Source organism: Microbacterium sp. Be9, from assembly GCF_011754135.1.
Classification (GTDB): domain Bacteria; phylum Actinomycetota; class Actinomycetes; order Actinomycetales; family Microbacteriaceae; genus Microbacterium; species Microbacterium maritypicum_A.
Genome location: NZ_WNWT01000006.1, coordinates 1,078,219 through 1,102,265, shown reverse-complemented (window position 1 = coordinate 1,102,265; position 24,047 = coordinate 1,078,219). Strand labels below are relative to the sequence as shown.

24 protein-coding genes are annotated in these 24,047 nt (G+C 68.5%); 11 read left to right on the top strand and 13 right to left on the bottom strand.

All coding sequences use genetic code 11. The features are described from left to right. Positions 1-8: 8 nt before the first annotated feature. Entirely contained in the window at positions 9-1,313 is a 1,305-nt protein-coding gene (locus GLO27_RS16305; RefSeq protein WP_029258683.1) for a DUF4032 domain-containing protein, read from the top strand. Positions 1,314-1,490: 177 nt separating this feature from the next. On the opposite strand, the gene GLO27_RS16300 is transcribed toward GLO27_RS16305, so the two are convergent. From GLO27_RS16300 to GLO27_RS16280, 5 genes are all read right to left on the bottom strand, one after another. Further along, a complete protein-coding gene (locus GLO27_RS16300) occupies positions 1,491-2,132 on the bottom strand; it encodes an NAD(P)H-binding protein (RefSeq protein WP_021199086.1) in 642 nt (213 codons plus the stop codon). A gap of 21 nt (positions 2,133-2,153) precedes the next feature. Further along, positions 2,154-3,167 carry a 23S rRNA (guanosine(2251)-2'-O)-methyltransferase RlmB gene (gene rlmB / locus GLO27_RS16295; RefSeq protein ID WP_021199087.1) on the bottom strand — a complete coding sequence of 338 codons (1,014 nt, stop codon included), beginning with the start codon at positions 3,165-3,167 and terminating at the stop codon, positions 2,154-2,156. Further along, positions 3,160-4,560 carry a cysteine--tRNA ligase gene (gene cysS / locus GLO27_RS16290; RefSeq protein WP_021199088.1) on the bottom strand — a complete coding sequence of 467 codons (1,401 nt, stop codon included), beginning with the start codon at positions 4,558-4,560 and terminating at the stop codon, positions 3,160-3,162. The genes rlmB and cysS overlap by 8 nt, the downstream gene beginning before the upstream one ends. A 103-nt stretch (positions 4,561-4,663) precedes the next feature. Next, entirely contained in the window at positions 4,664-5,860 is a 1,197-nt protein-coding gene (locus GLO27_RS16285; protein WP_021199089.1) for a bifunctional 2-C-methyl-D-erythritol 4-phosphate cytidylyltransferase/2-C-methyl-D-erythritol 2,4-cyclodiphosphate synthase, read from the bottom strand. Positions 5,861-5,929: 69 nt separating this feature from the next. Further along, positions 5,930-6,412, bottom strand: coding sequence for a CarD family transcriptional regulator (locus GLO27_RS16280; protein WP_017201416.1), 483 nt, complete (start codon positions 6,410-6,412; stop codon positions 5,930-5,932). A gap of 137 nt (positions 6,413-6,549) precedes the next feature. Here GLO27_RS16280 and GLO27_RS16275 point away from each other — a divergent pair, with 137 nt between their 5' ends. Continuing rightward, entirely contained in the window at positions 6,550-7,083 is a 534-nt protein-coding gene (locus GLO27_RS16275) for a hypothetical protein (protein WP_021199090.1), read from the top strand. A 70-nt stretch (positions 7,084-7,153) separates the two neighbouring features. Here GLO27_RS16275 and GLO27_RS16270 read toward each other — a convergent pair whose 3' ends face one another. Both GLO27_RS16270 and GLO27_RS16265 read right to left on the bottom strand, forming a co-directional pair. Next, on the bottom strand, positions 7,154-7,837 hold the full coding sequence (locus tag GLO27_RS16270; protein WP_021199091.1) for a response regulator transcription factor: 684 nt from the start codon (positions 7,835-7,837) through the stop codon (positions 7,154-7,156). Beyond that, positions 7,834-9,057 (bottom strand): ATP-binding protein, encoded by a 1,224-nt coding sequence (locus GLO27_RS16265; RefSeq protein ID WP_167255732.1) that lies wholly within the window; start codon positions 9,055-9,057, stop codon positions 7,834-7,836. The genes GLO27_RS16270 and GLO27_RS16265 overlap by 4 nt, the downstream gene beginning before the upstream one ends. 216 nt (positions 9,058-9,273) lie before the next feature. Between GLO27_RS16265 and phoU the strand changes: the two genes are divergently transcribed. Next, positions 9,274-9,984 carry a phosphate signaling complex protein PhoU gene (gene phoU, locus GLO27_RS16260; RefSeq protein WP_021199093.1) on the top strand — a complete coding sequence of 237 codons (711 nt, stop codon included), beginning with the start codon at positions 9,274-9,276 and terminating at the stop codon, positions 9,982-9,984. 72 nt (positions 9,985-10,056) lie between these two features. On the opposite strand, the gene GLO27_RS16255 is transcribed toward phoU, so the two are convergent. Then, on the bottom strand, positions 10,057-10,806 hold the full coding sequence (locus GLO27_RS16255) for a phosphoglyceromutase (RefSeq protein ID WP_021199094.1): 750 nt from the start codon (positions 10,804-10,806) through the stop codon (positions 10,057-10,059). Positions 10,807-10,865: 59 nt separating this feature from the next. Here GLO27_RS16255 and GLO27_RS16250 point away from each other — a divergent pair, with 59 nt between their 5' ends. Continuing rightward, positions 10,866-11,693 carry a class I SAM-dependent methyltransferase gene (locus GLO27_RS16250; protein ID WP_167255730.1) on the top strand — a complete coding sequence of 276 codons (828 nt, stop codon included), beginning with the start codon at positions 10,866-10,868 and terminating at the stop codon, positions 11,691-11,693. 2 nt (positions 11,694-11,695) lie between these two features. Here GLO27_RS16250 and GLO27_RS16245 read toward each other — a convergent pair whose 3' ends face one another. The 3 genes from GLO27_RS16245 to GLO27_RS16235 form a co-directional block, all read right to left on the bottom strand. Continuing rightward, the gene (locus GLO27_RS16245) at positions 11,696-12,832 is read right to left on the bottom strand and encodes a folate-binding protein YgfZ (RefSeq protein ID WP_167255728.1); all 1,137 of its coding nucleotides are present in this window, start codon (positions 12,830-12,832) and stop codon (positions 11,696-11,698) included. Position 12,833: 1 nt separating this feature from the next. Beyond that, complete coding sequence (locus tag GLO27_RS16240; RefSeq protein WP_167255726.1) at positions 12,834-13,436, bottom strand: FABP family protein; 603 nt, start codon at positions 13,434-13,436, stop codon at positions 12,834-12,836. 150 nt (positions 13,437-13,586) lie between these two features. Beyond that, positions 13,587-13,877 carry a hypothetical protein gene (locus GLO27_RS16235; RefSeq protein ID WP_167255724.1) on the bottom strand — a complete coding sequence of 97 codons (291 nt, stop codon included), beginning with the start codon at positions 13,875-13,877 and terminating at the stop codon, positions 13,587-13,589. A 71-nt stretch (positions 13,878-13,948) separates the two neighbouring features. On the opposite strand from GLO27_RS16235, the gene GLO27_RS16230 reads away from it, so the two are divergent. The 7 genes from GLO27_RS16230 (at position 13,949) to pstB (ending at position 22,048) form a co-directional block, all read left to right on the top strand. Continuing rightward, a complete protein-coding gene (locus tag GLO27_RS16230; RefSeq protein ID WP_021199099.1) occupies positions 13,949-14,632 on the top strand; it encodes a response regulator transcription factor in 684 nt (227 codons plus the stop codon). A gap of 51 nt (positions 14,633-14,683) precedes the next feature. Then, positions 14,684-16,849, top strand: a complete 2,166-nt coding sequence (locus tag GLO27_RS16225) for an RNA degradosome polyphosphate kinase (protein WP_029258690.1) — start codon at positions 14,684-14,686, stop codon at positions 16,847-16,849. After that, positions 16,846-17,835, top strand: coding sequence for an NUDIX hydrolase (locus GLO27_RS16220; RefSeq protein ID WP_021199101.1), 990 nt, complete (start codon positions 16,846-16,848; stop codon positions 17,833-17,835). The genes GLO27_RS16225 and GLO27_RS16220 overlap by 4 nt, the downstream gene beginning before the upstream one ends. 150 nt (positions 17,836-17,985) lie before the next feature. After that, positions 17,986-19,092 carry a phosphate ABC transporter substrate-binding protein PstS gene (gene pstS / locus GLO27_RS16215; RefSeq protein ID WP_021199102.1) on the top strand — a complete coding sequence of 369 codons (1,107 nt, stop codon included), beginning with the start codon at positions 17,986-17,988 and terminating at the stop codon, positions 19,090-19,092. 92 nt (positions 19,093-19,184) lie between these two features. Continuing rightward, positions 19,185-20,135: a phosphate ABC transporter permease subunit PstC gene (gene pstC, locus GLO27_RS16210; protein WP_021199103.1), complete on the top strand. Its 951-nt coding sequence runs from the start codon at positions 19,185-19,187 to the stop codon at positions 20,133-20,135. A 1-nt stretch (position 20,136) separates the two neighbouring features. Continuing rightward, positions 20,137-21,240 carry a phosphate ABC transporter permease PstA gene (pstA, locus tag GLO27_RS16205; protein ID WP_029267231.1) on the top strand — a complete coding sequence of 368 codons (1,104 nt, stop codon included), beginning with the start codon at positions 20,137-20,139 and terminating at the stop codon, positions 21,238-21,240. 28 nt (positions 21,241-21,268) lie between these two features. Continuing rightward, on the top strand, positions 21,269-22,048 hold the full coding sequence (gene pstB / locus GLO27_RS16200) for a phosphate ABC transporter ATP-binding protein PstB (RefSeq protein WP_017828973.1): 780 nt from the start codon (positions 21,269-21,271) through the stop codon (positions 22,046-22,048). A gap of 276 nt (positions 22,049-22,324) precedes the next feature. Here pstB and GLO27_RS16195 read toward each other — a convergent pair whose 3' ends face one another. Next, on the bottom strand, positions 22,325-23,209 hold the full coding sequence (locus GLO27_RS16195) for an aminodeoxychorismate lyase (protein WP_021199105.1): 885 nt from the start codon (positions 23,207-23,209) through the stop codon (positions 22,325-22,327). Between the two features lie 197 nt (positions 23,210-23,406). Continuing rightward, the gene (locus GLO27_RS16190) at positions 23,407-24,036 is read right to left on the bottom strand and encodes a DNA-directed RNA polymerase subunit beta (RefSeq protein WP_167255722.1); all 630 of its coding nucleotides are present in this window, start codon (positions 24,034-24,036) and stop codon (positions 23,407-23,409) included. Positions 24,037-24,047: the final 11 nt, after the last annotated feature.

Below are 24,047 nucleotides of genomic sequence, written 5' to 3'. Positions count from 1 at the left end.
GGAGCATCATGCAGGATTCGCTGCGGATCACCGCCAGCAAGGTCGATCCGGGACTGCTCGCCCTCCCCTGGTCCACCACGCTCGCCAAGTGGCCGTCCGAGCACATCGTCTCGCTCCCCAAGGGGCTCTCCCGCCACCTCGTCCGGTTCGCCGACCTCTCGGGTCGCGTCGTCGCCGTCAAGGAGACCACTGCCGAGATGGCACAGCGCGAGTACGACATGCTGGGCAACCTCGCCCGGCTCGACGTACCGTGCGTCGACCGGGTCGCTGTGATCGCGGGGCGCACCGATGCCCATGGCGATCCCCTCCCCGCGGCACTGGTCACCTCGCACCTGCGCTTCTCGATGCCGTACCGTGCGCTGTTCACGCGCGTCCTGCGCCCGGACACCGCCAACCGTCTGGTCGACGCGCTCGCGCTGCTGCTCGTGCGCCTCCACAACGTGGGCTTCTACTGGGGCGACGTCTCCCTGTCGAACACCCTCTTCCGTCGTGATGCCGGGGCCTTCGCCGCCTATCTCGTCGACGCGGAGACCGGAGAGCTCCATGAGGAGGGTCTGACCGATGGGCAGCGCGCCTACGACCTCGACCTCGCTCGAACGAACATCGCCGGCGAGATCATGGACCTCGCCGCCGGCGGACGCCTCGAGCACGGGGTGGATGCGGTCGCGATCGCCGACGGCATCGTGTCGTCCTACCGCTCGCTCTGGGCCGAGCTCACCGCACAGGAGTCCTTCTCCGCCGCCGAGACGTGGCGCATCACCGAGCGCGTGGAACGGCTCAACGCCCTCGGATTCGACATCGATGAGATGTCGATGTCGACCACCGCGGACGGCACCGTCGTCGAGATCCAGCCGAAGGTCGTGGACGCCGGGCATCATCAGCGGCGCCTCATCCGTCTCACGGGGCTCGACGTGGAGGAGAACCAGGCACGACGGCTGCTCAACGACCTCGACGAGTTCCGCGCGCGCTCGACCAAGCAATGGGCGGACGAAGAGATGTACGCGCACGAGTGGCTCACCCGCGTGTTCGAGCCCGTCGTTCGCGCGATCCCCTACGAGCTGCGCGCCAAGCTCGAGCCGGCTGAGGTGTTCCACCAGGTGCTTGAACACCGCTGGTACCTGTCTCAGGCGGAAGGACGCTCGATCCCACTCGCCGAGGTGCTCACCAGCTACATCAACGAGGTGCTGCGCCACCGGCGCGACGAAGCCACCATCATGGGGCCGCCCACCGAGACGATGAGCCTTCCGGTCATCACCGGCGTGACCCCGGTGGCCGACGAGGATGAGGACGTCGACTGGCGCGACCTGGTCTGACCGCCCCTCCGCTCCCCGCGCACGGGTTGTCGGCGAGTGCGGGGGTAGTCGAGTGCACGGGTTGTCTTCGAGTGCACCGCCTGTTGACGCCAGCAAGCCGTGCGCTCGGCGAGCTCACGTGATCTCGACGCGGCCCGGCGGGCGTGGGGGGGGGAGAGAGTGGGCGGAGCGTGGGGGTCAGTAGCCGACGGTGAAACGCTCGCGGTGGTGGTTGCCCTGCTCGATCTCGTCGACCACGGCGACGGCGAAATCGGCCCCGGAGATGTACGACTTGCCTTCGGCATCGCGGACGATCACATCGCCCCCGTCGCGATAGCGGCCGGTACGCTCGCCCTCCGCCCAAGGACCGAACACCTCAGCCGGATGGATGAAGAACCAGTCCAGTCCCGCGTCGGTCGCCTCGAGGAGCGCGAGCGAGTCGATCCCGACCTGCGCCTCGTGCTTGTACTCCTCGGGGAAGTCCTGATCGAACAGACGCGGGCCTCCGGGCGCCACCAGGCTTCCTCCGGCACCGCCGACCACGCCGAGACGGGTCGCCGTACCGGCGATCTGCTCGACGACGTTCGACAGCGCCTCGAGCGCACGGTCTTCCATGTCGCCGCGTGGAGAGAGCGCCGACACCACGGCATCCGCACCGACGAACGCGTCCGCGAGGGGCGCCAGGTCGAGCGCGGAGCCCTGCAGGTAGGCGGCTCCGGCCACCGGATCGGTCGGTTCCGAACGCGAGATCGCGATGACGGCGTGGCCACGACTCACCGCCTCCGTGACGATGTGGCGACCGGCGTACCCGGTCCCTCCGATCACGATGATGCGAGCCATGGTCAGCCTTCCCTCGGACGTCTAGTTCTTCTTCGCGGCGCGGAGCGACGCGACCTGGTACAGGGCGACGGATGTCGCGATACCGGCGTTCAGCGACTCGGTGGCCGCGGAGATCGGAATCGAGACGATCTGGTCACAGGTCTCGGACACCAGGCGCGACAGTCCCTTGCCCTCCGAGCCGACCACGATCACGACGGGACGATCGGCGAGCTGCAGCTCGGGGAGCGACACGTCGCCGTCACCGTCGAGACCGAGCACGAACACGCCCTGCTTCTTGAACTCCTTGAGCTGCGTGGTGAGGTTGGTCGCCAGCGCCACGGGGGTTCGGGCGACGGCTCCGGCGCTGGTCTTCCAAGCCGCCGAGTTGACGCCGGCCGAGCGACGCTGGGGAAGGATGACGCCCTGCCCGCCGAACGCCGCGGTGGAACGGATGATGGCGCCCAGGTTGCGGGGGTCGGTGATGCCGTCGAGGGCGACGAACAGGGGGACCTCTCCGCGGTCGATGACCTGCTCGAGCAGATCCTGCGGGTGCGCGTACTCGTACGGCGGCACCTTGATCGCGACACCCTGGTGCACGCCGTCGAACCCGGCCATACGGTCGAGCTCCGGACGCGTGACCTCCATCACGGGGATGCCCCGATGCGTGGCGATCGAGAGCATCTCCTTCACGCGGTCGTCCATCTCGACGCGCTGCGCGATGTAGAACGCCGTCGCCGGAATCTTCGCCCGCAGTGCCTCGAGGACCGAGTTGCGACCCGTGACATTCTCGGTGTCGTCGCCCGCCTTGGCCTTCGGCGCACGGTTCCCCCCGCCACCGGAGCCCGGCCGACTGCCGCCGGGGCGTCCCTTGCCGCCCGTGGCGGCCGCGTAGCGCTCGGCTGCGGCCTTGCGCTTGCCCGCCGGGTGCCAGGCGCGGTCCTCTGCCTTCGGCGTCGGTCCCCGCCCCTCGAGCGCCTTGCGCCCGAGTCCGCCGGTGCCCTTGGTCGGGCCCTTCTTGTTTCCCTTGCTCGCGCCGGGGCGCCCTGGCTTAGCCATCGATACTCCAATGAGTTCCGGCCGGAGTGTCCTCCAGCGTGATTCCTGCGGCGGCGATCGCATCTCGGATGCGATCCGCCGCCGCCCAGTCCTTGTCAGCGCGTGCCTGAGCGCGCTGGGTGATCATCGTCTGGACGAGGGCGTCCAGAGCGGATTGCGAGGCGTCGGCCTTCGCCCCGGTTGTCCGTGTGAGGCCGAGGACGGAAGTCATCGCCAGCACGGCACGCAGCGCGTCGAGCGCGGCGGTGTCCTCCCCCGCGTCCAGCGCTGCGTTTCCCGCACGCACCGTCTCGTGCAGCACCGCGAGCGCCTGGGGCACGCCGAGGTCATCATCCATCGCCTCTGCGAACGCGGCGGGGAGGCTCTGCGACAGGAGGAACCCGATGCCCCCTCCGGCAACACGTGCGGCACGTTGCTGGAACGTGCCGATCCGGTTGAGAGCCGCCTCGGCCTCGGCCCACGACGAGTCGCCGAGGTCGAGGCTCGACCGGTAGTGGGCGGCGGCGAGTGCGTACCGCACCACCAGTGGATCGTGCGCGGCCAGCACATCGGCCGCCAACGTGAAGTTCCCCAACGACTTCGACATCTTCTGGCCGTCGACGGTCACGAGCCCGTTGTGCACCCAGTAGCGCGCGAAGCCGTCACCTGCTGCCGTCGACTGCGCGAGCTCGTTCTCGTGGTGCGGGAAGCGCAGGTCGAGCCCTCCCCCATGGATGTCGAACTCGGCGCCGAGATAGCGCTTCGACATCGCGGAGCATTCGATGTGCCATCCGGGCCGCCCGGATCCCCACGGCGACGCCCAGGTCGCATCGGCCGGCTCTTCGGGCTTGCTGCCCTTCCAGAGCGCGAAGTCCTGCGGGTTGCGCTTGCCCCGAGGGTCCGCATCCTCTGCGGCCTCCATGGCGTCGAGGGACTGATGGGTGAGCGATCCGTACTCCGCCCAGGAGCGCACGTCGAAGTACACGTCGCCGGAGCTGTCGGGCGCCGGGTAGGCGTGGCCGCGTTCGATCAGCACCGCGATGAGTTCCTGCATCTGCGGCACGGACGCCGTGGCCCGAGGCTCGTAGGTCGGCGGCAGGATGCCGACACCCGCATACGCCGCGGTGAACTCCTGCTCCATCCGGTACGCCAATGCCCACCACGGCTCGGAGTCCGTCGCGTTGGCGAGCACCTTGTCGTCGATGTCGGTGACGTTGCGCACGAACGTGACCCGACCGTGGCGGTACTCCAGCCAGCGGCGCAGCAGATCGAAGCTCAGAGCGGCCCGGACGTGCCCGATGTGGGGCCCCGACTGCACCGTGGGTCCACACACGTACATCGTGATGTTCTCGGGATCGAGAGGCACGAAGTCGCGCAGCTGCTGCGCGCGGGTGTCGTAGAGGCGGACTGTCACCGCTCAAGCCTACTCGGCGACCGCTGAGCGCCAGCCCCCGCAGCGTTATTCGCCGTCCGATATGACGTTCGGCGACCGACCGGGAGGCCTCCTCCCCTGATCGTCAGCCTTCTCTGGGACCGGTGGGGATCACCGACGCGATGGCCGTCACCGCGATGCCCTCGCCCCGCCCGGGGAATCCGAGCCCGTCCGTCGTCGTCGCGGTCACCGTCACCGGGGCACCGAGGACAGCGGACAGAACGCCCTCGGCCTCTGCCCGTCGAGGGCTGAAACGCGGCCGATTGCCCTGGAACTGCACCGAGACGTTGCCGATGTCGAATCCGGCTCCAGCAAGGAGCTCGCGGGTGCGGGCGAGGAAGACGTCGGCGTGCGCGCCGGCGTACTCGGGGTGCGAGGTGCCGAAGTGCTCCCCGATGTCGCCGAGACCCGCGGCCCCGAGGAGCGCGTCGACCATCGCGTGAGCGACGGCGTCTCCGTCCGAATGACCGGACAGCGGCTGCTCCCCCTCCCATTCGAGCCCGGCGAGCCACAGGTTCCCTTCGCCGCCGAAAGCGTGGACATCCGTCCCGATGCCCACGCGGGGGATGCCGGATGCCGCGGCTCTCGTGCCGAGCAGATGCCGGGCACGCTCGAGGTCGGCCGGCGTGGTGATCTTGAAAGCCCGCTCGGAGCCCCCGATGTAGCGCACGGGATGACCCGCCGCAGCGAACAGCGCCGCATCGTCGGTGTACTCGGTGCCACCGTCGCGTGCCGCGGCGTACGCGGACTCGAGCAGCGTCCTCGGGAACCCCTGCGGCGTCTGCGCCGCGGCGAGTTCGGAACGGTCGACGGCGGCGACGACGACACCGTCCACGACCTTCTTGAGGGTGTCGACGACGGGCAGCGCCGGGATCACGCCGACATCTGCCGTCACCGACGCGGCGACCGCATCGATCTGCGTCGGAGGGGTGAGAGCGCGCGCCGCATCGTGCACCAGCACCGTCTCGACGTCACCCCAGAGCGCGGCGAGACCCGCCGCGACCGACTGCTGTCTGGTCGCACCGCCCACGACCACACGCCCGAGGTCGGCCCGTTCGCCGGCGGCCTCTCGAAGCTCTGTCTCGGCGTCGCCCTCCCACCCTTCCGGGGCGACCACGATGACCTGGGCCGGGGCCGCGGCGAAGACGCCGTCGAGCGCATGGCGAAGGATGGGACGGGCATCGATACCGACGAAGGCCTTCGGGGCGCGTGCGCCCAGACGCGTGCCTGAGCCGGCGGCGACGACGATGATCGCGGTACGCGGGACGGGGAGGATGGTCACAGCATCACGTTACCGGCGAAGACGACGAAAGGCGGATGCCGAAGCACCCGCCTTTCGTCGTGGAACAGCTCAGGACGCGAGGACCTCGTCGAGCAGTGCGCCCGCCTTGTCCTCGTCGGTCTTCTCGGCGAGCGCCAGCTCGGAGATGAGGATCTGACGAGCCTTCGCCAGCATCCGCTTCTCACCCGCGGAGAGTCCGCGGTCCTGGTCACGACGCCACAGGTCGCGAACGACTTCGCTCACCTTGATCACATCGCCGGAGGCGAGCTTCTCGAGGTTCGCCTTGTACCGACGCGACCAGTTCGTGGGCTCTTCTGTGAAGGGTGCTCGCAGCACCTCGAAAACATGATCGAGGCCTTCCTTGCCGATGACGTCACGAACGCCGACCAGGTCGACATTCTCCGCGGGGACCTCAATGATGAGATCGCCCTGGGTGACGTTGAGCTTCAGGTATTTCTTCGCCTCACCCTTGATGATGCGCTCTTTGACCTCGATGATGGTCGCAGCGCCATGGTGGGGATAGACGACGGTCTCGCCAACCTCAAAAAGCATAAAAACGTGTCCTTTCGGCAACCTCAAGGATACCACAGGGGTCATGCGCTAAGGTTCGCGCCTCCGGTGCCGCAGGAGCCCTCACGACTTACGCATAGAATGGATGCGGATATCCCCGCCGGACCTCAGGAGGACCCGTGAAATCGCGCCTTGTTGCGTCTGCAGCCCTCAGCGCCCTCGTTCTGCTCGGTGCGACCGGGTGCACGTTCATCACCCCGCAGTCCACCAAGACCGAGTACGCCGCGTCCGACGGAGTGAACGTGTCCGACGCCGACGGCCCGATCGACGTGCGCAACGCCCTCGTGGTTGCCACCGAAGACGGGTCGACCGGAAACTTCGTCGCCGCCATCGTGAACCCCTCCGAGGAGAAGGCGACCCTGACGATCACCGTCGAGGGCCTGGATCCGCTCGTCGTCACCGTCCCCGCAGGGGGCACGGTGAGCCTGGGCGCGGATGAGGAGCCGCTGCGCATCGTCGGCCTCGACACCAAGCCCGGCGCCACGGTGGAGATGCACTTCCAGTCCGGAGACTCCACCGGCGTCAAGACCGAGGTGCCCGTACTCGACGGCACTCTCCCGTACTACGCAGACCTGGTCCCCTCCGAGAAGGAGTCGACCCCTCGCCCGACACCCCTGCCGACCGACACGGCAGCTCCGGCGCCCGCGAACTGACGCGTCACCGCATCGAGAAGAGGCCGGCACCCCCGCAGGGTGCCGGCCTCTTCTCCGTTCCGCCTGAGGATCAGCCTTCGAAGCGATACCCCAGACCTCGCACGGTGACGAGCATGACCGGCTCGCTCGGGTTCTCCTCGATGCGCGAGCGGATGCGCTTGATGTGCACGTCGAGGGTCTTGGTGTCGCCGAAGTAGTCACTCCCCCAGACCCGGTCGATGAGCTGTCCGCGGGTCAGGACGCGTCCGGAGTTGCGCATCAGGACCTCGAGCAGCTCGAACTCCTTCAACGGCATGTTGATCTGCGCGCCGGCGACGGAGACGGTGTGCCGGTCGATGTCGAGCGAGACCCGCCCGCCGTCGAGCACGCGCTCGTCGAGCTCACCCTCGGCCTGCACGACCCGACGCAGCACGGCACGCATGCGTGCGAGCAGCTCGCGGGACGAGTAGGGCTTCGTGATGTAGTCGTCGGCGCCGAGCTCGAGGCCCACGACGATGTCCACCTCGGAGTCCTTCGCTGTGAGCATGATGATGGGCACGGCCGAGGTGGACCGGATCTGTCGGCACACCTCGGTGCCCGGCATCCCCGGAAGCATGAGGTCGAGCAGCACGATGTCGGCACCGCGCTCCCGGAAAGCCGCGAGAGCGCCGGGGCCGTCCTCGGCGATCTCCACCTCGTAACCCTCACGCCGGAGCAGGTACGCGAGCGGGTCGGCGAGGTCGGGCTCGTCTTCGACGAGAAGGATTCGGGTCATGCTCTCTCTCCGTTTCGAACGCGCGCGGACGACGCGGCCTTGGCCGCCTTGCGCGCACGCTTCTTCTTGCTCTTCTTGCCCGCGTCGAGGTTGTCGAGGGCCTCGATCCGGGGAAGACGGATCGTGAACGTGGAGCCCCGGCCCGGACGGGACCACAGCCGCACCTCTCCGCCGTGCCGCTGCGTCGCGTGCTTGACGATGGAGAGCCCGAGACCGGTACCCCCGGTGCGCCGGGAGCGGGCTTCATCCGCACGGTAGAACCGTTCGAAGATGCGCTCGCGATCGGCTTCGGCGATACCGATGCCCTGGTCGGACACGGCGATCTCGACCACGCCCGCCTCCGCCCGCACGCCGACTCCGACGCGGGAGCCGCGGGGCGAGTACACGATCGCGTTGGCGATCAGGTTGCCGACCGCCTCGATCAGGATCTGCGCGTCGCCGCGCACGAACACGCCGCGGTCCCCGCCTCTGGCGAGCTCGACGCCGGCGGAATCCGCCTGCACGACATGGGCCTCGATCGAGGAGGCGATCACCTCGTCGATCGCGACGGGACCGACCTTCGTCAGGCCGTCCTCGGCCTGCAGCCGGGACAGGCTCATGATGCGCCCGGTGAGCTGCCCGAGTCTTCCGGCCTCGGCGGAGATGCGTGCGGCGAAGATGCGCACCTGCGCGGGATCGTCGGCCGCCGACTCGATGGCCTCGGCGAGAAGGCTCACGGCGCCCACGGGGGTCTTCAGCTCGTGACTGGTGTTCGCCACGAAGTCGCGGCGCATCTGGTCGAGTCGTTCCTGCTCGGTGACGTCGCGGATGATCAGCAGCACCAGGCGGGTGCCGATCACGCTGGCACGGGCCGAGACCAGACGGGGGTCGAGACTCAGTCCCCCACGTGTGATGCGCATCGACTCGGTGACGGAGCCGCCCGCTTCCCGGACGCCGCGCACCAGTTGGCGGAGCTCCGGGTGGTCGAGCGTCGAGCCGACCTCGATGCCGAAACGCGTCGCGGCCTGCGAGGAAGCCAGCACGAGGCCGGAGGTGTCGACGATCGCCGCGGCATCGTCCATGCTGTGCAGGACGTCGGTGATGCCGGCCGGGATCGCCAGCGACGTCTCCTCCTGCACCCGCGCCCGTGCACGGTATGCCCACACCACGAGGAGGGAGAGGCCGACGCCGATCACCAGCCCGATGGCGAGCGAAGACAGCGCGAGCTGCGGCAAGGTCATGACACAAGCGTAGAGTGCGTTCACCGTCCGTCCGGCGGGTTTCCGCGCCCTGGCGGGAACAGGAGAAGTACTATTCACGTGCTGGGCACCGTTCGTTAACCTTCGAAGCAGACAATCGCTTCGGGCTTGTGCGGGAGCACAGACCTGCTCTCGTGCGGACGACCCGCCGTCTCGCGCTGACACAGCCGAGATCCGAATGAAAGGTTGCGCCCCAACATGCGCGAAGTCTTCCACCAGTCCCTCGAGGACCTTCAGAATCGTCTCGTCGAGATCGCCGACCTCGTCACGGTCTCGATCGACAAGGCCACCAGGGCGTTCGCGACGAGCGACGTGGCCCTGGCCGAGGAGGTCATCGCCGACGACGCGAAGATCGACGAGCTGGCCGTCGCCCTCGACGAGCAGGCCATCGAGATCCTCGCCCGCCAGCAGCCGGTCGCCCGCGACCTGCGCATCGTGGTCACGGCTCTGCGCGTGAGCGCCTCGCTCGAGCGCATGGGCGACATGTCGGAGCACATCGCCCAGCTCGCCCGTCTCCGCTTCCCCGAGCGCGCCATCCCGAAGGGCCTCAAGGGCACCTTCGTGAAGATGGGCGAGCTCGACGTCGAGGTCGCCCGCACGCTCTCCGAGCTGCTGCGCACCCAGGACCTGCGCTTCGCCGACGCCATCCGCAACGCGGACGACGACGTCGACGAGCTGCACGCCACCGTCTTCGAGAAGGTTCTCAGCGACAACTGGAAGGGCGAGGCCACGGCGACCGTCGATGCCACGCTCGCCAGCCGCTACCACGAGCGCTTCGCGGACCACGCGGTGGCCGTCGCGAAGAAGGTCGTCTACCTCGCCACGGGCGATTGGGCCGTCGAGGAGGAGGACATCCCCCTCGCCGTCGAGCAGCAGGAGCTGGGCCAGCAGGAGTTCGGCCACGCCTGACCCGCACATCGAGAAACGCCGAAGCCCCCGATGCGTGCGCATCGGGGGCTTCGGCGTTCCGAGCGGAAGCTCTTACTTCTTGCCCTGCGCCGCGACGGCGGCGGCGCCGGCGGCGGCGGCCTCGGGGTCGAGGTAACGGCCGGGTCCGGTGGGGACGTTGTTCTCGTCCAGCTCGTAGACCAGCGGGATGCCGGTCGGGATGTTCAGCTCGGCGATGTCGTCGTCGCTGATGCCCTCGAGGTGCTTCACGAGACCACGCAGCGAGTTGCCGTGCGCTGTGACGAGCACGGTCTTGCCGGCTTCGAGGTCGGGGACGATCGCGCTCTCCCAGTACGGCAGCAGACGGTCGATGACGAGCTTGAGCGACTCGGTGCGCGGCACTTCGCCATCGATCCCCGCGTAGCGGACGTCGTTCACCTGGCTGAACTCGCTCTCGTCGTCGAGCACGGGCGGCGGCACGTCGAACGAGCGGCGCCACAGCTGGAACTGCTCGGGACCGAACTCCTCGAGCGTCTGCGCCTTGTCCTTGCCCTGGAGCGCACCGTAGTGGCGCTCGTTGAGGCGCCACGAGCGGGTCACCGGGATCCACAGCCGGTCGGCGGCATCGAGCGCGATGTTCGCGGTCTGGATGGCGCGGCTCAGCAGCGAGGTGTGCAGCACGTCGGGGAGGATGCCGGACTCGGCCAGCAGCTCACCACCGCGGCGGGCCTCCTTCTCGCCCTGCGCGTTGAGGCGGACGTCCACCCAACCGGTGAACAGGTTCAGTTCGTTCCACTCGCTCCGGCCGTGGCGGAGCAGGATGAGGGTGCGCGTCGCAGTCATGCCGTCAGTTTATCCGCCCGGGGCACGGCACCCGATTCGGATGCTGGGAGGATGGAGACATGGCGTCATCTCCCCTCGGTCGGCCGACCCGCGGCACCACGGGGACCAACCGACTGCGACGCAACGATCGCTGGATCGCGGCGAGCGCCGCGTTGCGGCGGGCATCCGATCCGCTGGTCGTCGACCTCGGCTACGGCGCCAGCGGCGTCACCGCCTTCGAGCTCGCGACCCGCCTGGTCCGGGCGCGCGACGACGTCGAGGTGCGCGGCCTGGAGATCGACCCCGCGCGCGTCGCGACCGCCGACTCCCAGTTCGCCGAGGTGCGTGCGGGGCGAACGCCGTTCGCTCCCGATCTGCCCGTCTCCTTCGCGCGCGGCGGCTTCGAGGTTCCGCTCCCCGAGGGACGCACGGCCGCGGTGATCCGCGCCATGAACGTGCTGCGGCAGTACGACGAGCAGGACGTCGCGGATGCCTGGTCCCTGATGGCTTCCCGCCTGGCCCCTGACGGCCTGCTGTTCGAGGGGACCTGTGACGAGATCGGCCGGGTGTCGAGCTGGATCGACGTGGATGCGCACGCTGCGCCGCTACGCTTCACGATCTCCCTGCGTCTCGCCGATCTGGAGCGCCCGAGCATCGTCGCCGAGCGTCTGCCGAAGGCGCTGATCCACCGCAACGTCCCGGGCGAGCGCATCCATTCCCTGCTCGGCGATCTCGATCGGGGGTGGGACCGTGCGGCTCCGCTTTCGACGTTCGGCGCCACGCAGCGCTTCCTCGCCGCCGTGGGCGCACTCCGGGACCAGGGATGGCCTGTGCTCGGCGGACGCACTCGGTGGCGCCTGGGCGAGCTCACGCTGCCCTGGTCCGCGGTCGCTCCGCTCCCCGCCTGAGTTCAGCTTCCGGCGCCGGAGACGGAATCGCGCGGGTCCGGTGCCGTGGGTCGGCGAGACAGACGGGTGAGGCGCGGGATGTCTGCGGTGGCCCCCGCATCGGCCGGCACGATCACCTGCTGGGAGGCGGCGATGTCGATGCCCTCCGCGCGCACCACCAGATCCCCGACTGGCGCGCGCCGCGACAGGATCGCGAGAGCGATGGGACCGTCTTCGTGGTGACGCGCGACCGAGGTCAGGTGCCCGACCTCGTCGTCGCCGGCGTACACCGGCGCGCCCGGCTCGGGAAGCACCGCATCGCTGCCATCGAGGTGGAGGGCGGCCAGACGGCGGGGCGGGTGACCGAGATTGTGCACCTTCGCGACCGTCTCCTGTCCGCGGTAGCAGCCCTTGTTCAGGTGCACCGCGCTGCGGATCCAGTCGGACTCGTGCGGCAACGAACGCTCGTCGACCTCTGTCGTCCAGCGCGGGCGCCAGGCAGCCACGCGCAGTGCCTCGGCAGCGAGGAGACCGGCGAGCGCCTCCCGATCGAGGGACGCGGCGAGGGCCTCAGCCCCGTCCGCGGACAGGATCGCCACCCGCCACGCATAGTCGGCCGCCGGATGCTCGATGACCTCGGAGTACTGGTGTCCGCCGACGCTGATCCGCTGCCACGGGTCGGCCCAGACGAGAGCGATGCCGTGCGGCGAGGCTGCGGCGGCGGTGGCCGCCGCAGCGACGACACCGCCGTCGATGAACCCGACCGGCACGAGGTCGGCGCGGATGTCGACGGTGGCCTGGGTGCGGAACTTCATGCGCGTCAGCCAGCCGGCGAGCGCCTCGGCGTCTCCCGCATCCGCGATGAGCCATGTGGATGCACCGTCGTCGATGACGCCGGCCGCGTGTTCCACCCGGCCCTGCGGGTCGAGAACCAGAAGCTCGGTGCTTTCTCCGGGGGCGAGCCGTCCGACGGCCTGCGAGGTGATCGAATCGAGCCAGCTCAGCCGTTCGGGACCCGCGACCTCGATCACGGTGCGGTCGCCGAGGGGCGCGAGGGCCGCGCCGTCGGCGAGACGCCGCTGCTCACGGAACGCATCGCCGAAGTGCGCGATCAGATCGCCGTCGGCGACGGCACCGTCGATCCCGCCGAAGACGGACATCTCAGACCTTGGCCAGTCGAGCCGACGCATGGGAGCGCAGCGGGGTGCCGAGGGCGGCGATGTCCCAGGCCCACAGCAGGTGACCGTCGACGAGGCCGTACATGCGCGAAGACGCCGTGTGCACCTTCGCACCGGCACTGCGCACGACGGCGTCCGAGCCGATGTCGATGCGCGGACCGTTGATCTCGCCGATGTACAACTCGAGGGCGCCGTCGGCGTGCGCGAGCGAGACCTCGATGGGGAATCCGCCGCTCGGCGCGCGCAGCTCCTCCACGTCGTCGACCGTGCGTGCGACGGCGGGCGCGGTCGGAGGCAGCAGCGCGGGACCGGGATCCGCGGCCGTGGCCGGGCGCGCCAGACGCCAGAAGCCTGTCTCGGCCAGCAACGCCGCGGCGGGGGCGCCCTCTTCCGTGAGGAACGTGGCCGTGCCGGAGTAGTTCAGGAACGGACCCCCGTCATGGCTGAAGCTGACCCGGTGCGTGAACTCGCCCTGCAGGCGATCTTCGCCCACCGGGTAGTCGATGACACCTGTTCCCTCCCAGACGCCGATCAGCCACGCGAACGGGACGAGATCGGCCGGAAGGTCGACGGGCAGTTCGAGCATCGTCGCGTCAGCGCTGGCCGCGGAAGAGGTTGCGCAGCACCACTGCCGAGACGAAGACGATAGCGAGGCTCGCGAGGCCCAGCAGGCCGATGAAGAAGATTTCGAGCGCCATGAGGTCCATGTGCTCCACCTTACCGCGCCGCGCCGGTGTCAGGACGGGATCAGCGCTGCGAGACCGAATCCGACCGAGATGATGCCCATCAGCAGCAGACCGCCGATCACGCTCCCCGCCACCCGGAAGATGAAACCCTGCGTGCGCCCGTACCAGAGCTGCACGGCGAAGGACTGGAGCACGACGCCGCCGAACCCGACCAGCAGCCAGGACACGCGCCATTCCTCCGGCACGAAGATGCCGATGGCGACGGTGGCGAGGAACGCGGTGGCCCAGACGACGAGCACACCGACGAACGCGTTGCGCGGTGCGAGTGCGGGATCCGTCATGTCTCCATTGTTGCGCATCGCTCCCGGTATCATGGCGGCACGACGTCGATCCGCGTCTGTGAGGAGTGCGCGTGGCCCAGGTGCTGGTTCTGACCAACGCTCCGCTCTCCGAGCAGGTGCTCCCCGCGCTCGAGCTGCTGAGCCACCGCGCGCGCCAGATACCCGCAGAGCCCTCGCAACTGGTCAACGCCCCCGAGTACGACGTCGTGATCGTCGATGGCCGTCACGACCTGGTCGCCGCGAAGTCGCTGTGCCGCCTGCTGCGAACCGCCGGGCAGGATGCGCCGCTGCTCCTCGTCGTCACGGAAGGCGGGATGAGCGCGCTGTCGGGAGACTGGGGCATCGACGATGTCCTGCTCTCCACGGCGGGGCCCGCGGAGATCGACGCCCGACTCCGTCTCGCCCTCGCCCGACGCGACGAGGTCGCCGAGCCCGCGCGCGTGCAGGCATCCGGCGTCACGATCGATGAGCAGTCCTACTCCGCCAAACTGCGCGGCAGGCCTCTGGATCTCACCTACAAGGAGTTCCAGCTTCTGCACTTCCTGGCGACGCACCCCGCTCGCGTGTTCACCCGCGAGCAGTTGCTCAGCGAGGTCTGGGGGTACGACTATTTCGGGGGCACCCGCACGGTCGACGTGCATGTGCGACGGCTCAGGGCGAAGCTCGGCGACCAGGAGCAGATCATCGGCACCGTGCGCAACGTCGGCTACCGCTTCAACGTCAACGAGGATGAGGGCCTCGCCAGCGCGGGCTGACGATCGACTCCGTTCACACGGGCGTCACCTCTCGGTGCTTAGATGTACCCCATGATCGATCCCGCACTCGCCGACGCCGGGCTGGGTGACGCCGAAGACGACGACTTCGACGCCATCGAGTCCTACGACTCCCAGCTCCCGGACCACCGCTACCTGGATCGCGAGCTCAGCTGGCTCGCCTTCAACCAGCGCGTGCTCGAGCTCGCCGAGGATCCCTCGCTTCCCGAACTCGAACGTGCCAACTTCCTGGCGATCTTCGCGAGCAACCTCGACGAGTTCTTCATGGTGCGCGTCGCGGGCCTCAAGCGCCGCATCATGACCGGTCTCGCGGTGCCCACGAACATCGGCCGCTCCCCCGTCGACGCGCTCGCCGACATCTCGCGCGAGGCGCATGCCCTGCAGCTGCGGCACGCGGATGCCTGGACCTCGCTCGTGCGTCCGGCTCTGGCCGAATCCGGCGTGGAGATCACCGAGTGGTCCGAGCTCACGGACGGCGAGCGCTCCGCGCTGTCGGAGTACTTCGGAGCCCAGGTCTTCCCTGTGCTGATGCCGCTCGCCGTGGATCCGGCGCATCCGTTCCCCTACATCTCGGGGCTGTCGCTGAACCTCGCGATCCGCATCCGCAACGCCCGCACCGGACGGCAGGAGTTCGCTCGGCTCAAGGTGCCCCCCATGCTCCCGCGCTTCGTCGAGGTTCCGGGAGGCGGCGAGATCAAGCGCTTCCTGCGCTTGGAGGAGCTCATCGCCAATCATCTGGGCGATCTGTTCCCCGGCATGGAGGTGCTCGACCACCACGCGTTCCGTCTGACGCGCAACGAGGACGTGGAGATCGAGGAGGACGAGAGCGAGAACCTCATCCAGGCACTCGAGGCCGAGCTGCTGCGTCGACGTTTCGGTCCGCCGATCCGTCTCGAGATCACCGACGACATGGATGATGTCACGATGGACCTGCTGGTCCGCGAACTCGACATCACCGACCTCGAGGTCTACCGGCTTCCCGGGCCGCTCGACCTGCGCGGTCTGTTCGACCTGTCCCGCATCGATCGCCCCGACCTGCGGTATCCGCCGCACCTGCCGACCACCGCCGTGGCCTTCCAGCCCGCGGGATCGAGCAACCGGGCGGACATCTTCAAGGCGATCCGCAAGTCGGACGTGCTGGTGCACCACCCGTACGAGTCGTTCACCACGAGCGTGCAGGCGTTCCTCGAGCAGGCGGCCCGTGACCCGCACGTGCTCGCCATCAAGCAGACCCTCTACCGCACCTCCGGCGACAGCCCCATCGTGCAGGCGCTCATCGACGCGGCGGAGGCGGGCAAGCAGGTGCTGGCCCTCGTCGAGGTGAAGGCCCGCTTCGACGAGGCGAACAACATCGTCTGGGCGCGCAAGCTCGAGAAGGCCGGCGTGCACGTGGTCTACGGCCTCGTCGGGCTCAAGACCCACTGCAAACTCGCGCTCGTCATCCGCGAGGAAGACGGCAAGCTGCAGCACTACTCCCATGTCGGCACCGGAAACTACAACCCGAAGACCAGCCGTATCTACGAGGACTTCGGGTTGTTCACCGCCGACGCGCAGGTCGGCAAGGACCTGACACGACTCTTCAACGAGCTCAGCGGCTACGCGATCGAGAAGAAGTTCAAGCGCCTCCTGGTCGCGCCCCTGCACCTGCGCAAGGGCCTGGTCCGCCAGATCGATGCCGAGCGGAAGAACGCCGAGGCGGGGATTCCCGCGCACATCCGCATCAAGGTGAACTCGATGGTGGACGAGGAGATCATCGACGCGCTCTACCGTGCGAGCGCGGCGGGTGTGAAGGTCGACGTCTGGGTGCGCGGTATCTGCAGTCTCCGCACCGACCTCGACGGGATCAGCGACAACATCACGGTGCGCAGCATCCTCGGTCGATACCTGGAGCACTCGCGCATCTTCGCCTTCGAGAACGGCGGCGATCCTCAGGTGTACATCGGCAGTGCCGACATGATGCACCGCAACCTCGACCGCCGCGTGGAGGCCCTGGTGCGCGTCACCGACCCCGCCCACCTCAAGGAACTCGGAACGTTCTTCGACCTGGCGATGGATGCCGGCACGACCTCGTGGCATCTCGGTGCAGGAGGGGTCTGGGAGCGCCACGCCGTCGACGCGGAGGGCAAGCCCCTGATCGACCTGCAGGATAAGACCATGGGCTTGATCCAGCGGCGCCGTCGCGCGCGGGCGGTCCGATGAACACGCGGCAACTGCAGCTCCCGGTCGGCACCACGACGAACTCGAAGTGGACGGACAAGGCCGTGTACGCGGCGGGAGCCGTGGTGTGGCGCCTCGTCGAGGGCAAGCTGCGCATCCTGCTGATCCACCGCACCAAGTACCGCGACATCACGCTTCCCAAGGGCAAGGTCGATCCTGGGGAGATGCTCGCCGAGACAGCCGTGCGCGAGGTGCAGGAGGAGACCGGCATCCGGGTCTCGCTCGGGGTCTCGGTCGGTGTGAGCCGCTATCACCTGGCGTCGCAGAAGCAGAAGGTCGTGCACTACTGGGCCGCAGAGGCGACCGACGCCGCGATCCGGGAGTCGACGTTCGTTCCCAACCGGGAGATCGCTGCGCTCGAGTGGGTGAGCGTGAAGAAGGCGAGAGCGCGCCTGAGCTACCCCGTCGACCTCGAGATCCTCGACTTCTTCTCCAACCTCGTCGACGACGGTGTGCTGCGCACCTTCCCGGTGATCGCCCTGCGGCATGCGAAGGCGACGCCCCGCTCGGAGTGGGACGGGTCGGATGCCTCACGGCCACTCACCGACCGCGGACGGAAGCAGGCGAAGTCGATCGTGGGACCGCTGCGCGCTTTCGGCGTGCGCAGGATCGTGACGAGCGACGCGGTGCGGTGCGTGGAGACGATCACTCCTCTCGCTCGCGCACTCGATCGCAAGCCCGTGAAGACGGAGAAGATCAGCCAGGACGCTTGGGAGGACGGCGAGTCCGATCTGCGCGCGGTCATCGGTCGCCGCATCCGCGCCGGCAAGCCTGCAGTGCTGTGCAGCCACGGGCCGGTGCTTCCGGGTCTGCTCTCCGAGATCGCCCTGGCCACAGGCACCATCCAGGGGTCGTATCTCAGCAGTGCCGCAGACCTCGAGCCGGCCGCGTTCTCGGTCGTGCATCTGTCGGCCACGAACCCCGGATCCGGGATCATCGCGATCGAGACGCACATCCCCAAGGTCTGACGTCCCCTGATTTCTCGCGGGAGCACCCCAGAGAGTCGCCCGTCGTTCACCTGCCGTTCACCTGCTCGGGAGAGTCTCGTTAACCGTCGCCCATAGCGTCACTGTGTGCCCTGCACCGGGCCCCACCCATTCCAGATCGAAGGATCCACAGTGAAGATCTCCCGAATCGCACGAATCGGCGCCATCGGCGCCGTCGCCGCCCTCGCACTCGCCGGCTGTGCCGCGAACGAAGCAGGCACCGGTTCCACCGACGAGCCCACCTCCAGCACCGCCGCCGTCAGCGGTTCCCTGGTCGGCGCGGGCGCCTCCTCGCAGCAGGTCGCCATCCAGGCATGGACCGCCGAGTTCCAGAAGACCAACCCCGACGCCCAGGTCGAGTACGACCCGCAGGGCTCGGGCGGTGGCCGCGAGTCCTTCCAGCAGGGCGCGGTCAACTTCGCCGGCTCGGACCGCGCGTTCAAGACCGACGAGATCTCGGCCGGCGGCTTCGGCGCGTGCGTCGACGGCTCCGACCTCATCGAGATCCCCGCATACATCTCGCCGATCGCCATCGTCTTCTCGCTCGACGGCGTGGACGAGCTGAACCTCGACCCCGAGACCATCGCGTCGATCTTCGCCGGCAAGATCACCAACTGGAACGACCCGGCGATCGCCAAGGACAACCCCGACGCCAAGCTCCCCGATCTCGCCATCACGCCCGTCCACCGCTCCGACAAGTCGGGCACCACGGGCAACTTCACCGACTACCTGGCGCAGACCGCCGGCGACGTGTGGACCGCGGGCAGCGTCGAGGAGTGGCCGGCCGACCTCGCCGGAGAGTCCGCCGAGAAGACCTCGGGCGTCGCCAACGCCGTCAAGGGTGGACAGGGCCTCATCGGCTACATCGACTCCTCGCAGGCCGCCGACTTCGCGTCGGTCAACGTCAAGGTCGGCGACAAGTTCGTGCCGCACTCGGCCGAAGGTGCCGCCGCCACGCTCGACGCCTCGAAGATCGAGGAAGGCCGCACCGACGGCGACCTCGCCTTCGCGATCGACCGCACCACCACCGCCGACGGCGCGTACCCCGTGCTCCTCGTCAGCTACCTCATCGGCTGCGCCGAGTACGAGGACGAGAACGTCGCCGCGCTGACCAAGGCGTTCTTCACCACCGCGATCAGCGCCGAGGGCCAGGACGCCGCCGCGACCAACGCCGGCAGCGCCCCGATCTCGGACGACCTGCGCACGCAGGCTCAGGCTGCGATCGACCTCATCAAGTGAGCCAGTGACGGTCTCCGGGATGCCGCGCGGCATCCCGGAGACCGTCTGCTCGCGTCAGACACCCGATCTCCACTGAGCAGGAAGCAGCTCCCATGACAGCCACGACCTCGCCGGCGTCGACGCGCATCGTCGCGAAGAAGCGCGCCGGTGACCTCTGGTTCTCCGGAACGGCGGTCGCCGCCGGATCCATGATCATGATCACGCTGGCCGCGGTCGCGATCTTCCTCATCGTGCAGTCCATTCCGGCCTTCACCGCGACAGCCGAGGATGCCTCGCTCCTCAAGACGAACTTCTGGGACTACGTCGGCCCACTCCTGTTCGGCACGGTCTGGGCCGCCTTCCTGGCCCTCCTGCTCGCCGTGCCGCTCTCGCTCGGCGTCGCCCTGTTCATCACGCACTACGCACCGCGGCGGCTCGCTCAGGGCCTGGGCTACGTGGTCGACCTGCTGGCCGCCGTCCCCTCGGTCGTGTTCGGCCTCTGGGGAATCCTCGTCCTGGCTCCCGCTGTGCAGCCCATCTACGTCTGGCTGAACACGAACGCCTCCTGGATCCCGTTCTTCGACGGCGTCGTCTCCCCCACCGGACGGACGATCCTGACCGCCGCGATGGTGCTCGCCGTCATGGTCGTCCCGATCATCACGGCCATCTGCCGCGAGATCTTCCTGCAGACCCCTCGCCTTCACGAGGAGGCCGCCCTCGCCCTCGGCGCCACCCGCTGGGAGATGGTGCGGATGGCCGTTCTTCCCTTCGGCCGTTCCGGCATCGTCTCCGCCTCCATGCTCGGCCTCGGCCGTGCGCTCGGCGAGACCATGGCCGTCGCGATGGTGCTCTCGGTGAGCAAGGCCGTCACCTTCGAACTGCTCACCTCCACGAACCCCTCCACGATCGCAGCGAACATCGCGCTGACGTTCCCCGAGGCGTACCAGGTCAACATCAACATCCTCATCGCGACCGGTCTGATCCTGTTCGTCGTGACGTTCGCGGTGAACGCTCTCGCACGCTGGTTCGTGAACCGCCGCAAGGAATTCTCGGGAGCGAACTGACATGACCGTTACCGCCCCTGAATCGTCTCGCACGGCGAGCGCGGCCCCCACCCAGCTGTCGCTCAGCTCGGGACACCTCCCCCGCTGGTCGCCGTGGGCGCTCCTCGCCCTCTCCCTCCTCATCGGCTTCACGCCCTTCGCTCTCGAGGCCCTCGCCAGCGGATCCGACCTCAACATCGCCGGCTCCGTCGTTCTCGGCGCGGTCATCTACCTGGTGCTCATCTACGTGATGTCGCGCATCATCGAAGGCTCCAGGAAGGCGCTGGACCGCCTGATCACCGGAATCGTGACCTCGGCGTTCGCCATCGCGATGGTGCCGCTGGTGTCCGTCGCGATCACCGTGGTCGCCAACGGCGTCGCCCGTTTCGACGGACTGTTCTTCTCGTCATCGATGCGCGGAGTGCTCGGTGAAGGCGGCGGCGCCCTGCACGCCATCATCGGCACGCTCCTGGTCACCCTCGCCGCCGCGATCATCTCGATCCCGATCGGTCTGATGACGGCCGTCTACCTCGTCGAATACGGCAAGGGCGGCCGGATGGCCCGCACCATCACCTTCCTCGTCGATGTCATGACGGGAATCCCGTCGATCGTCGCCGGTCTGTTCGCCTACGCCGTCTTCGCGCTGATCTTCGGACCCGGCGTGCGCATGGGCATCGCGGGCTCGGTCGCGTTGGCCGTGCTCATGATCCCCGTCGTCGTGCGCTCCACCGAGGAGATGCTGCGACTGGTGCCGAACGAGCTGCGCGAAGCGTCGTACGCGCTCGGGGTGCCGAAATGGCTCACGATCGTCAAGGTGGTCCTCCCGACCTCGATCGCCGGCATCACCACGGGTGTCATGCTCGCCATCTCGCGCGTGATCGGAGAGACCGCGCCCCTGCTGCTGACGGCCGGCTTCACCGACGCGATGAACTACAACCTGTTCAGCGGACGCATGCAGACGCTCCCGGTGTTCACGTACTCGCAGTACGCGTACCAGGGCATCCCCGCTGAGGCATACGTGGAGCGGGCCTGGGCCGCAGCCCTGACGCTCATCATCATCGTCATGCTGCTCAACCTGATCGCGCGCCTCGTCGCGAAGATCTTCGCACCCAAGACCGGCCGCTGAGCCTCGACCCGACAAGCAAGGAACTGCAGTGTCCAAGAGCATTGAAGTCAACGACCTGAACGTCTACTACGGCGACTTCCTCGCCGTGGAGGGCGTCTCCCTCGACATCCAGCCGCGCAGCGTCACCGCGTTCATCGGCCCCTCCGGCTGCGGCAAGTCCACCTTCCTGCGCACGCTCAACCGCATGCACGAGGTCATCCCCGGTGCCCGCGTCGAGGGCGAGGTGCTGCTCGACGGCAAGGACCTCTACGGCCCCGGCATCGACCCGGTGCTCGTCCGGCGCCAGGTGGGCATGGTCTTCCAGCGTCCGAATCCGTTCCCCACGATGTCGATCAAGGAGAACGTCCTCGCCGGCGTGAAGCTCAACAACAGCCGCATGTCGAAGAGCGATCAGGATGCCCTGGTCGAGAAGTCGCTCACCGGTGCGAATCTGTGGAACGAGGTCAAGGACCGCCTCGACAAGCCCGGTTCCGGCCTCTCCGGCGGTCAGCAGCAGCGTCTGTGCATCGCCCGTGCGATCGCCGTCTCGCCGCAGGTGCTGCTGATGGACGAGCCCTGCTCGGCTCTCGACCCCATCTCGACGTACGCGATCGAGGAGCTGATCGGCGAGCTGAAGAACGAGTTCACGATCGTGATCGTGACGCACAACATGCAGCAGGCGAGCCGCGTGTCGGACAAGACCGCGTTCTTCAACATCGCGGGCACCGGCAAGCCCGGAAAGCTGATCGAATACGACGACACGACCTCGATCTTCACGACACCGTCGGTGCAGGCCACCGAGGACTACGTCTCCGGCCGCTTCGGTTGAGCGCTGGGTCCCTGCTGCTGCACCCCTGCTGCTTCTTCGCCAAAACCCAGATCACTTGAGTCGCCGACGGCGTGTCACCTGTTGACACGCCGTCGCGTCGTTCGTGCGGTGCGTTCCGGCGAAGCGCTGCGACCTCGCCAGGGCGTCTATGCGCTCCCCGACACCGCGGAGGCCTGGGTGCATGCGGCCTCTCACGGAGGCACGATCCGATGTGCGCGAGCCGCAGCGGAGCATGGGCTCGAGGCGGGCGTGCGTGGGAGGGCGGGTGAGGTGGGATCAGTCGCGCGGCGAGAGCAGGTAGCGGTTCAGCGCGGCCGTGAGCGTGCGGTCGACCGGAAGGGAGACGCCATCGACGGCGGTGATCGCCGCGGCGAGGCGCACGCTCGACACGAGCCACGCGGCGTCCGCCTGCGGAAGGTCGGTTGCCGGGATGCGGTCGTACCCGACGTCGAAACCCTGGGCGGCGAGGTGCTCGTACACGCTGAGCTGCGTCGTACCGTGCAGGATGCCACCCGTCGGAGCCGGCGTCACGAAACGGTCGCCGAAGCGGAGGATCAGGGAAGCCGTCGGAGCCTCCAGCACGAAGCCGTCGCTCGAGAGGAAGATCGCATCGTCCGCACCACGCCGGTGCGCCTCGCGCAGGGCCGCCATGTTCACGGCGTACGACAGCGTCTTCGCTCCCAGCAGCAGCCACGGAGCCCGCTCCGCTGCACCCAGGTCGTACCCGCGGTCGAGCGTCACGACGCGCACACCATGCTCTCGCACGGCGGAGAAATCGGAGGCCGGAGCCGCGGTCACCCATGCCGTCGGAGTGGGCCCGTGCTCGACTCCGCGGCTGAGGATGAGCTTGATGACGGACTCGCCCGCTCCGAGCTGTGCAGCCGCCTGATCGACCGCCTGCCGCCATTGCATGAGATTCGGGACCGGAAGGTCGCACAGCCGTGCCGAGTGGGCGAGGCGTTCCAGGTGCGGGACGACCTCCTGCGCGTGCCCGTCGATCACGCCGATCGACTCGAACACCCCGTCACCGCGCTGTGTGCTCAGCTCCCCCACACTGAGCGCGGGGGCGGCGGCGTCCACCTGCGTGAAGGTCTCGGAGAAGTCGCTGCGCTGTTCGTCGGCGGCGACGGGATCGATCATGAGTGCGAAGCGCCCGGTCATGATTCGAGCCTAGAGGGCGGGAATACCGTCCGCCGCATCGCGTTACAATGGAGTGGCCGGGCCGCATAACCCCGGGCTCCAATTTTTGCCGCTGCGAGCGGCCTTCCGCCGAGAGGCGTTCTTGCGGCCCGGTCTATTCTTGCCCGGAGCGGTTTCGCTCATCCGGATCGCCTTCCCATCGGGCCACCCGATGCTCGTCAGGCGAGCGCATCCATCCGCCACAGCACGGCGGCTGCGGCCAGATCCTGTCCGTAACTGCTCAGTCGCAACGCTCGCGTGGTCAGTTCGCTGGATCGTGCGGGCTCGGTCGGTTCGTAGTCGTCAGCCGTGTGCGTCGCCCCGGAGGCCTGCACTCGGCAGAAGGCCGCGGCGCGGTCGAGCGCCACGGCGAAGTCGCCACGGAATGCCCCCCGTAGGATCGTGTCGATCAGAGCGACCAGCTCGTCCGGACTCGCCGGCACCGGCGCACCGGCGATCGCCGCATCCGCCGACGGCAATTCAACGCGCCCGCGGTCGTACAGGAGGGCCGCGGTCTGCGGGTCGCCGTGGATCGCGAGCTGCAGCACGTAGAGGCGCCACAGGGCGCCGGGGAGAGTCCGTGAGGGTGCTTTCGACCACAGCTCCGCGATCTCGTCGATTCCGTGTTCGGCGGTGAAGGCGACGAGTCTTTCGGCGCTCGCTCCGCTCTCGTCGGCGCGGACGCGGGTCAGCAGAGCGGATGCCGTGGCATGCGCGATACGCGTCTCCTCGGCGGGGTCGTGTGCGCCGACGATGTTGTCGAAGGCGCTCGTCGGGCGGCGCACGGGGCGATGATACTGCTCGGGCATCCCTCCAGGGT

What these genes read in the sequence shown, in the direction of transcription:
- phoU (WP_021199093.1), top strand. Translation starts at nt 9,274, where the DNA reads ATGCGCGAAGTCTTCCACCAGTCCCTCGAGGACCTTCAGAATCGTCTC.
- GLO27_RS16220 (WP_021199101.1), top strand. Translation starts at nt 16,846, where the DNA reads ATGAACACGCGGCAACTGCAGCTCCCGGTCGGCACCACGACGAACTCG.
- GLO27_RS16240 (WP_167255726.1), bottom strand. Translation starts at nt 13,436, where the DNA reads ATGCTCGAACTGCCCGTCGACCTTCCGGCCGATCTCGTCCCGTTCGCG.
- GLO27_RS16250 (WP_167255730.1), top strand. Translation starts at nt 10,866, where the DNA reads ATGGCGTCATCTCCCCTCGGTCGGCCGACCCGCGGCACCACGGGGACC.
- GLO27_RS16300 (WP_021199086.1), bottom strand. Translation starts at nt 2,132, where the DNA reads ATGGCTCGCATCATCGTGATCGGAGGGACCGGGTACGCCGGTCGCCAC.
- pstC (WP_021199103.1), top strand. Translation starts at nt 19,185, where the DNA reads ATGACAGCCACGACCTCGCCGGCGTCGACGCGCATCGTCGCGAAGAAG.
- GLO27_RS16265 (WP_167255732.1), bottom strand. Translation starts at nt 9,057, where the DNA reads ATGACCTTGCCGCAGCTCGCGCTGTCTTCGCTCGCCATCGGGCTGGTG.
- GLO27_RS16255 (WP_021199094.1), bottom strand. Translation starts at nt 10,806, where the DNA reads ATGACTGCGACGCGCACCCTCATCCTGCTCCGCCACGGCCGGAGCGAG.
- pstA (WP_029267231.1), top strand. Translation starts at nt 20,137, where the DNA reads ATGACCGTTACCGCCCCTGAATCGTCTCGCACGGCGAGCGCGGCCCCC.
- GLO27_RS16270 (WP_021199091.1), bottom strand. Translation starts at nt 7,837, where the DNA reads ATGACCCGAATCCTTCTCGTCGAAGACGAGCCCGACCTCGCCGACCCG.
- GLO27_RS16245 (WP_167255728.1), bottom strand. Translation starts at nt 12,832, where the DNA reads ATGTCCGTCTTCGGCGGGATCGACGGTGCCGTCGCCGACGGCGATCTG.
- GLO27_RS16190 (WP_167255722.1), bottom strand. Translation starts at nt 24,036, where the DNA reads ATGCCCGAGCAGTATCATCGCCCCGTGCGCCGCCCGACGAGCGCCTTC.
- rlmB (WP_021199087.1), bottom strand. Translation starts at nt 3,167, where the DNA reads ATGGCTAAGCCAGGGCGCCCCGGCGCGAGCAAGGGAAACAAGAAGGGC.
- GLO27_RS16280 (WP_017201416.1), bottom strand. Translation starts at nt 6,412, where the DNA reads ATGCTTTTTGAGGTTGGCGAGACCGTCGTCTATCCCCACCATGGCGCT.
- GLO27_RS16225 (WP_029258690.1), top strand. Translation starts at nt 14,684, where the DNA reads ATGATCGATCCCGCACTCGCCGACGCCGGGCTGGGTGACGCCGAAGAC.
- GLO27_RS16195 (WP_021199105.1), bottom strand. Translation starts at nt 23,209, where the DNA reads ATGACCGGGCGCTTCGCACTCATGATCGATCCCGTCGCCGCCGACGAA.
- GLO27_RS16235 (WP_167255724.1), bottom strand. Translation starts at nt 13,877, where the DNA reads ATGACGGATCCCGCACTCGCACCGCGCAACGCGTTCGTCGGTGTGCTC.
- GLO27_RS16305 (WP_029258683.1), top strand. Translation starts at nt 9, where the DNA reads ATGCAGGATTCGCTGCGGATCACCGCCAGCAAGGTCGATCCGGGACTG.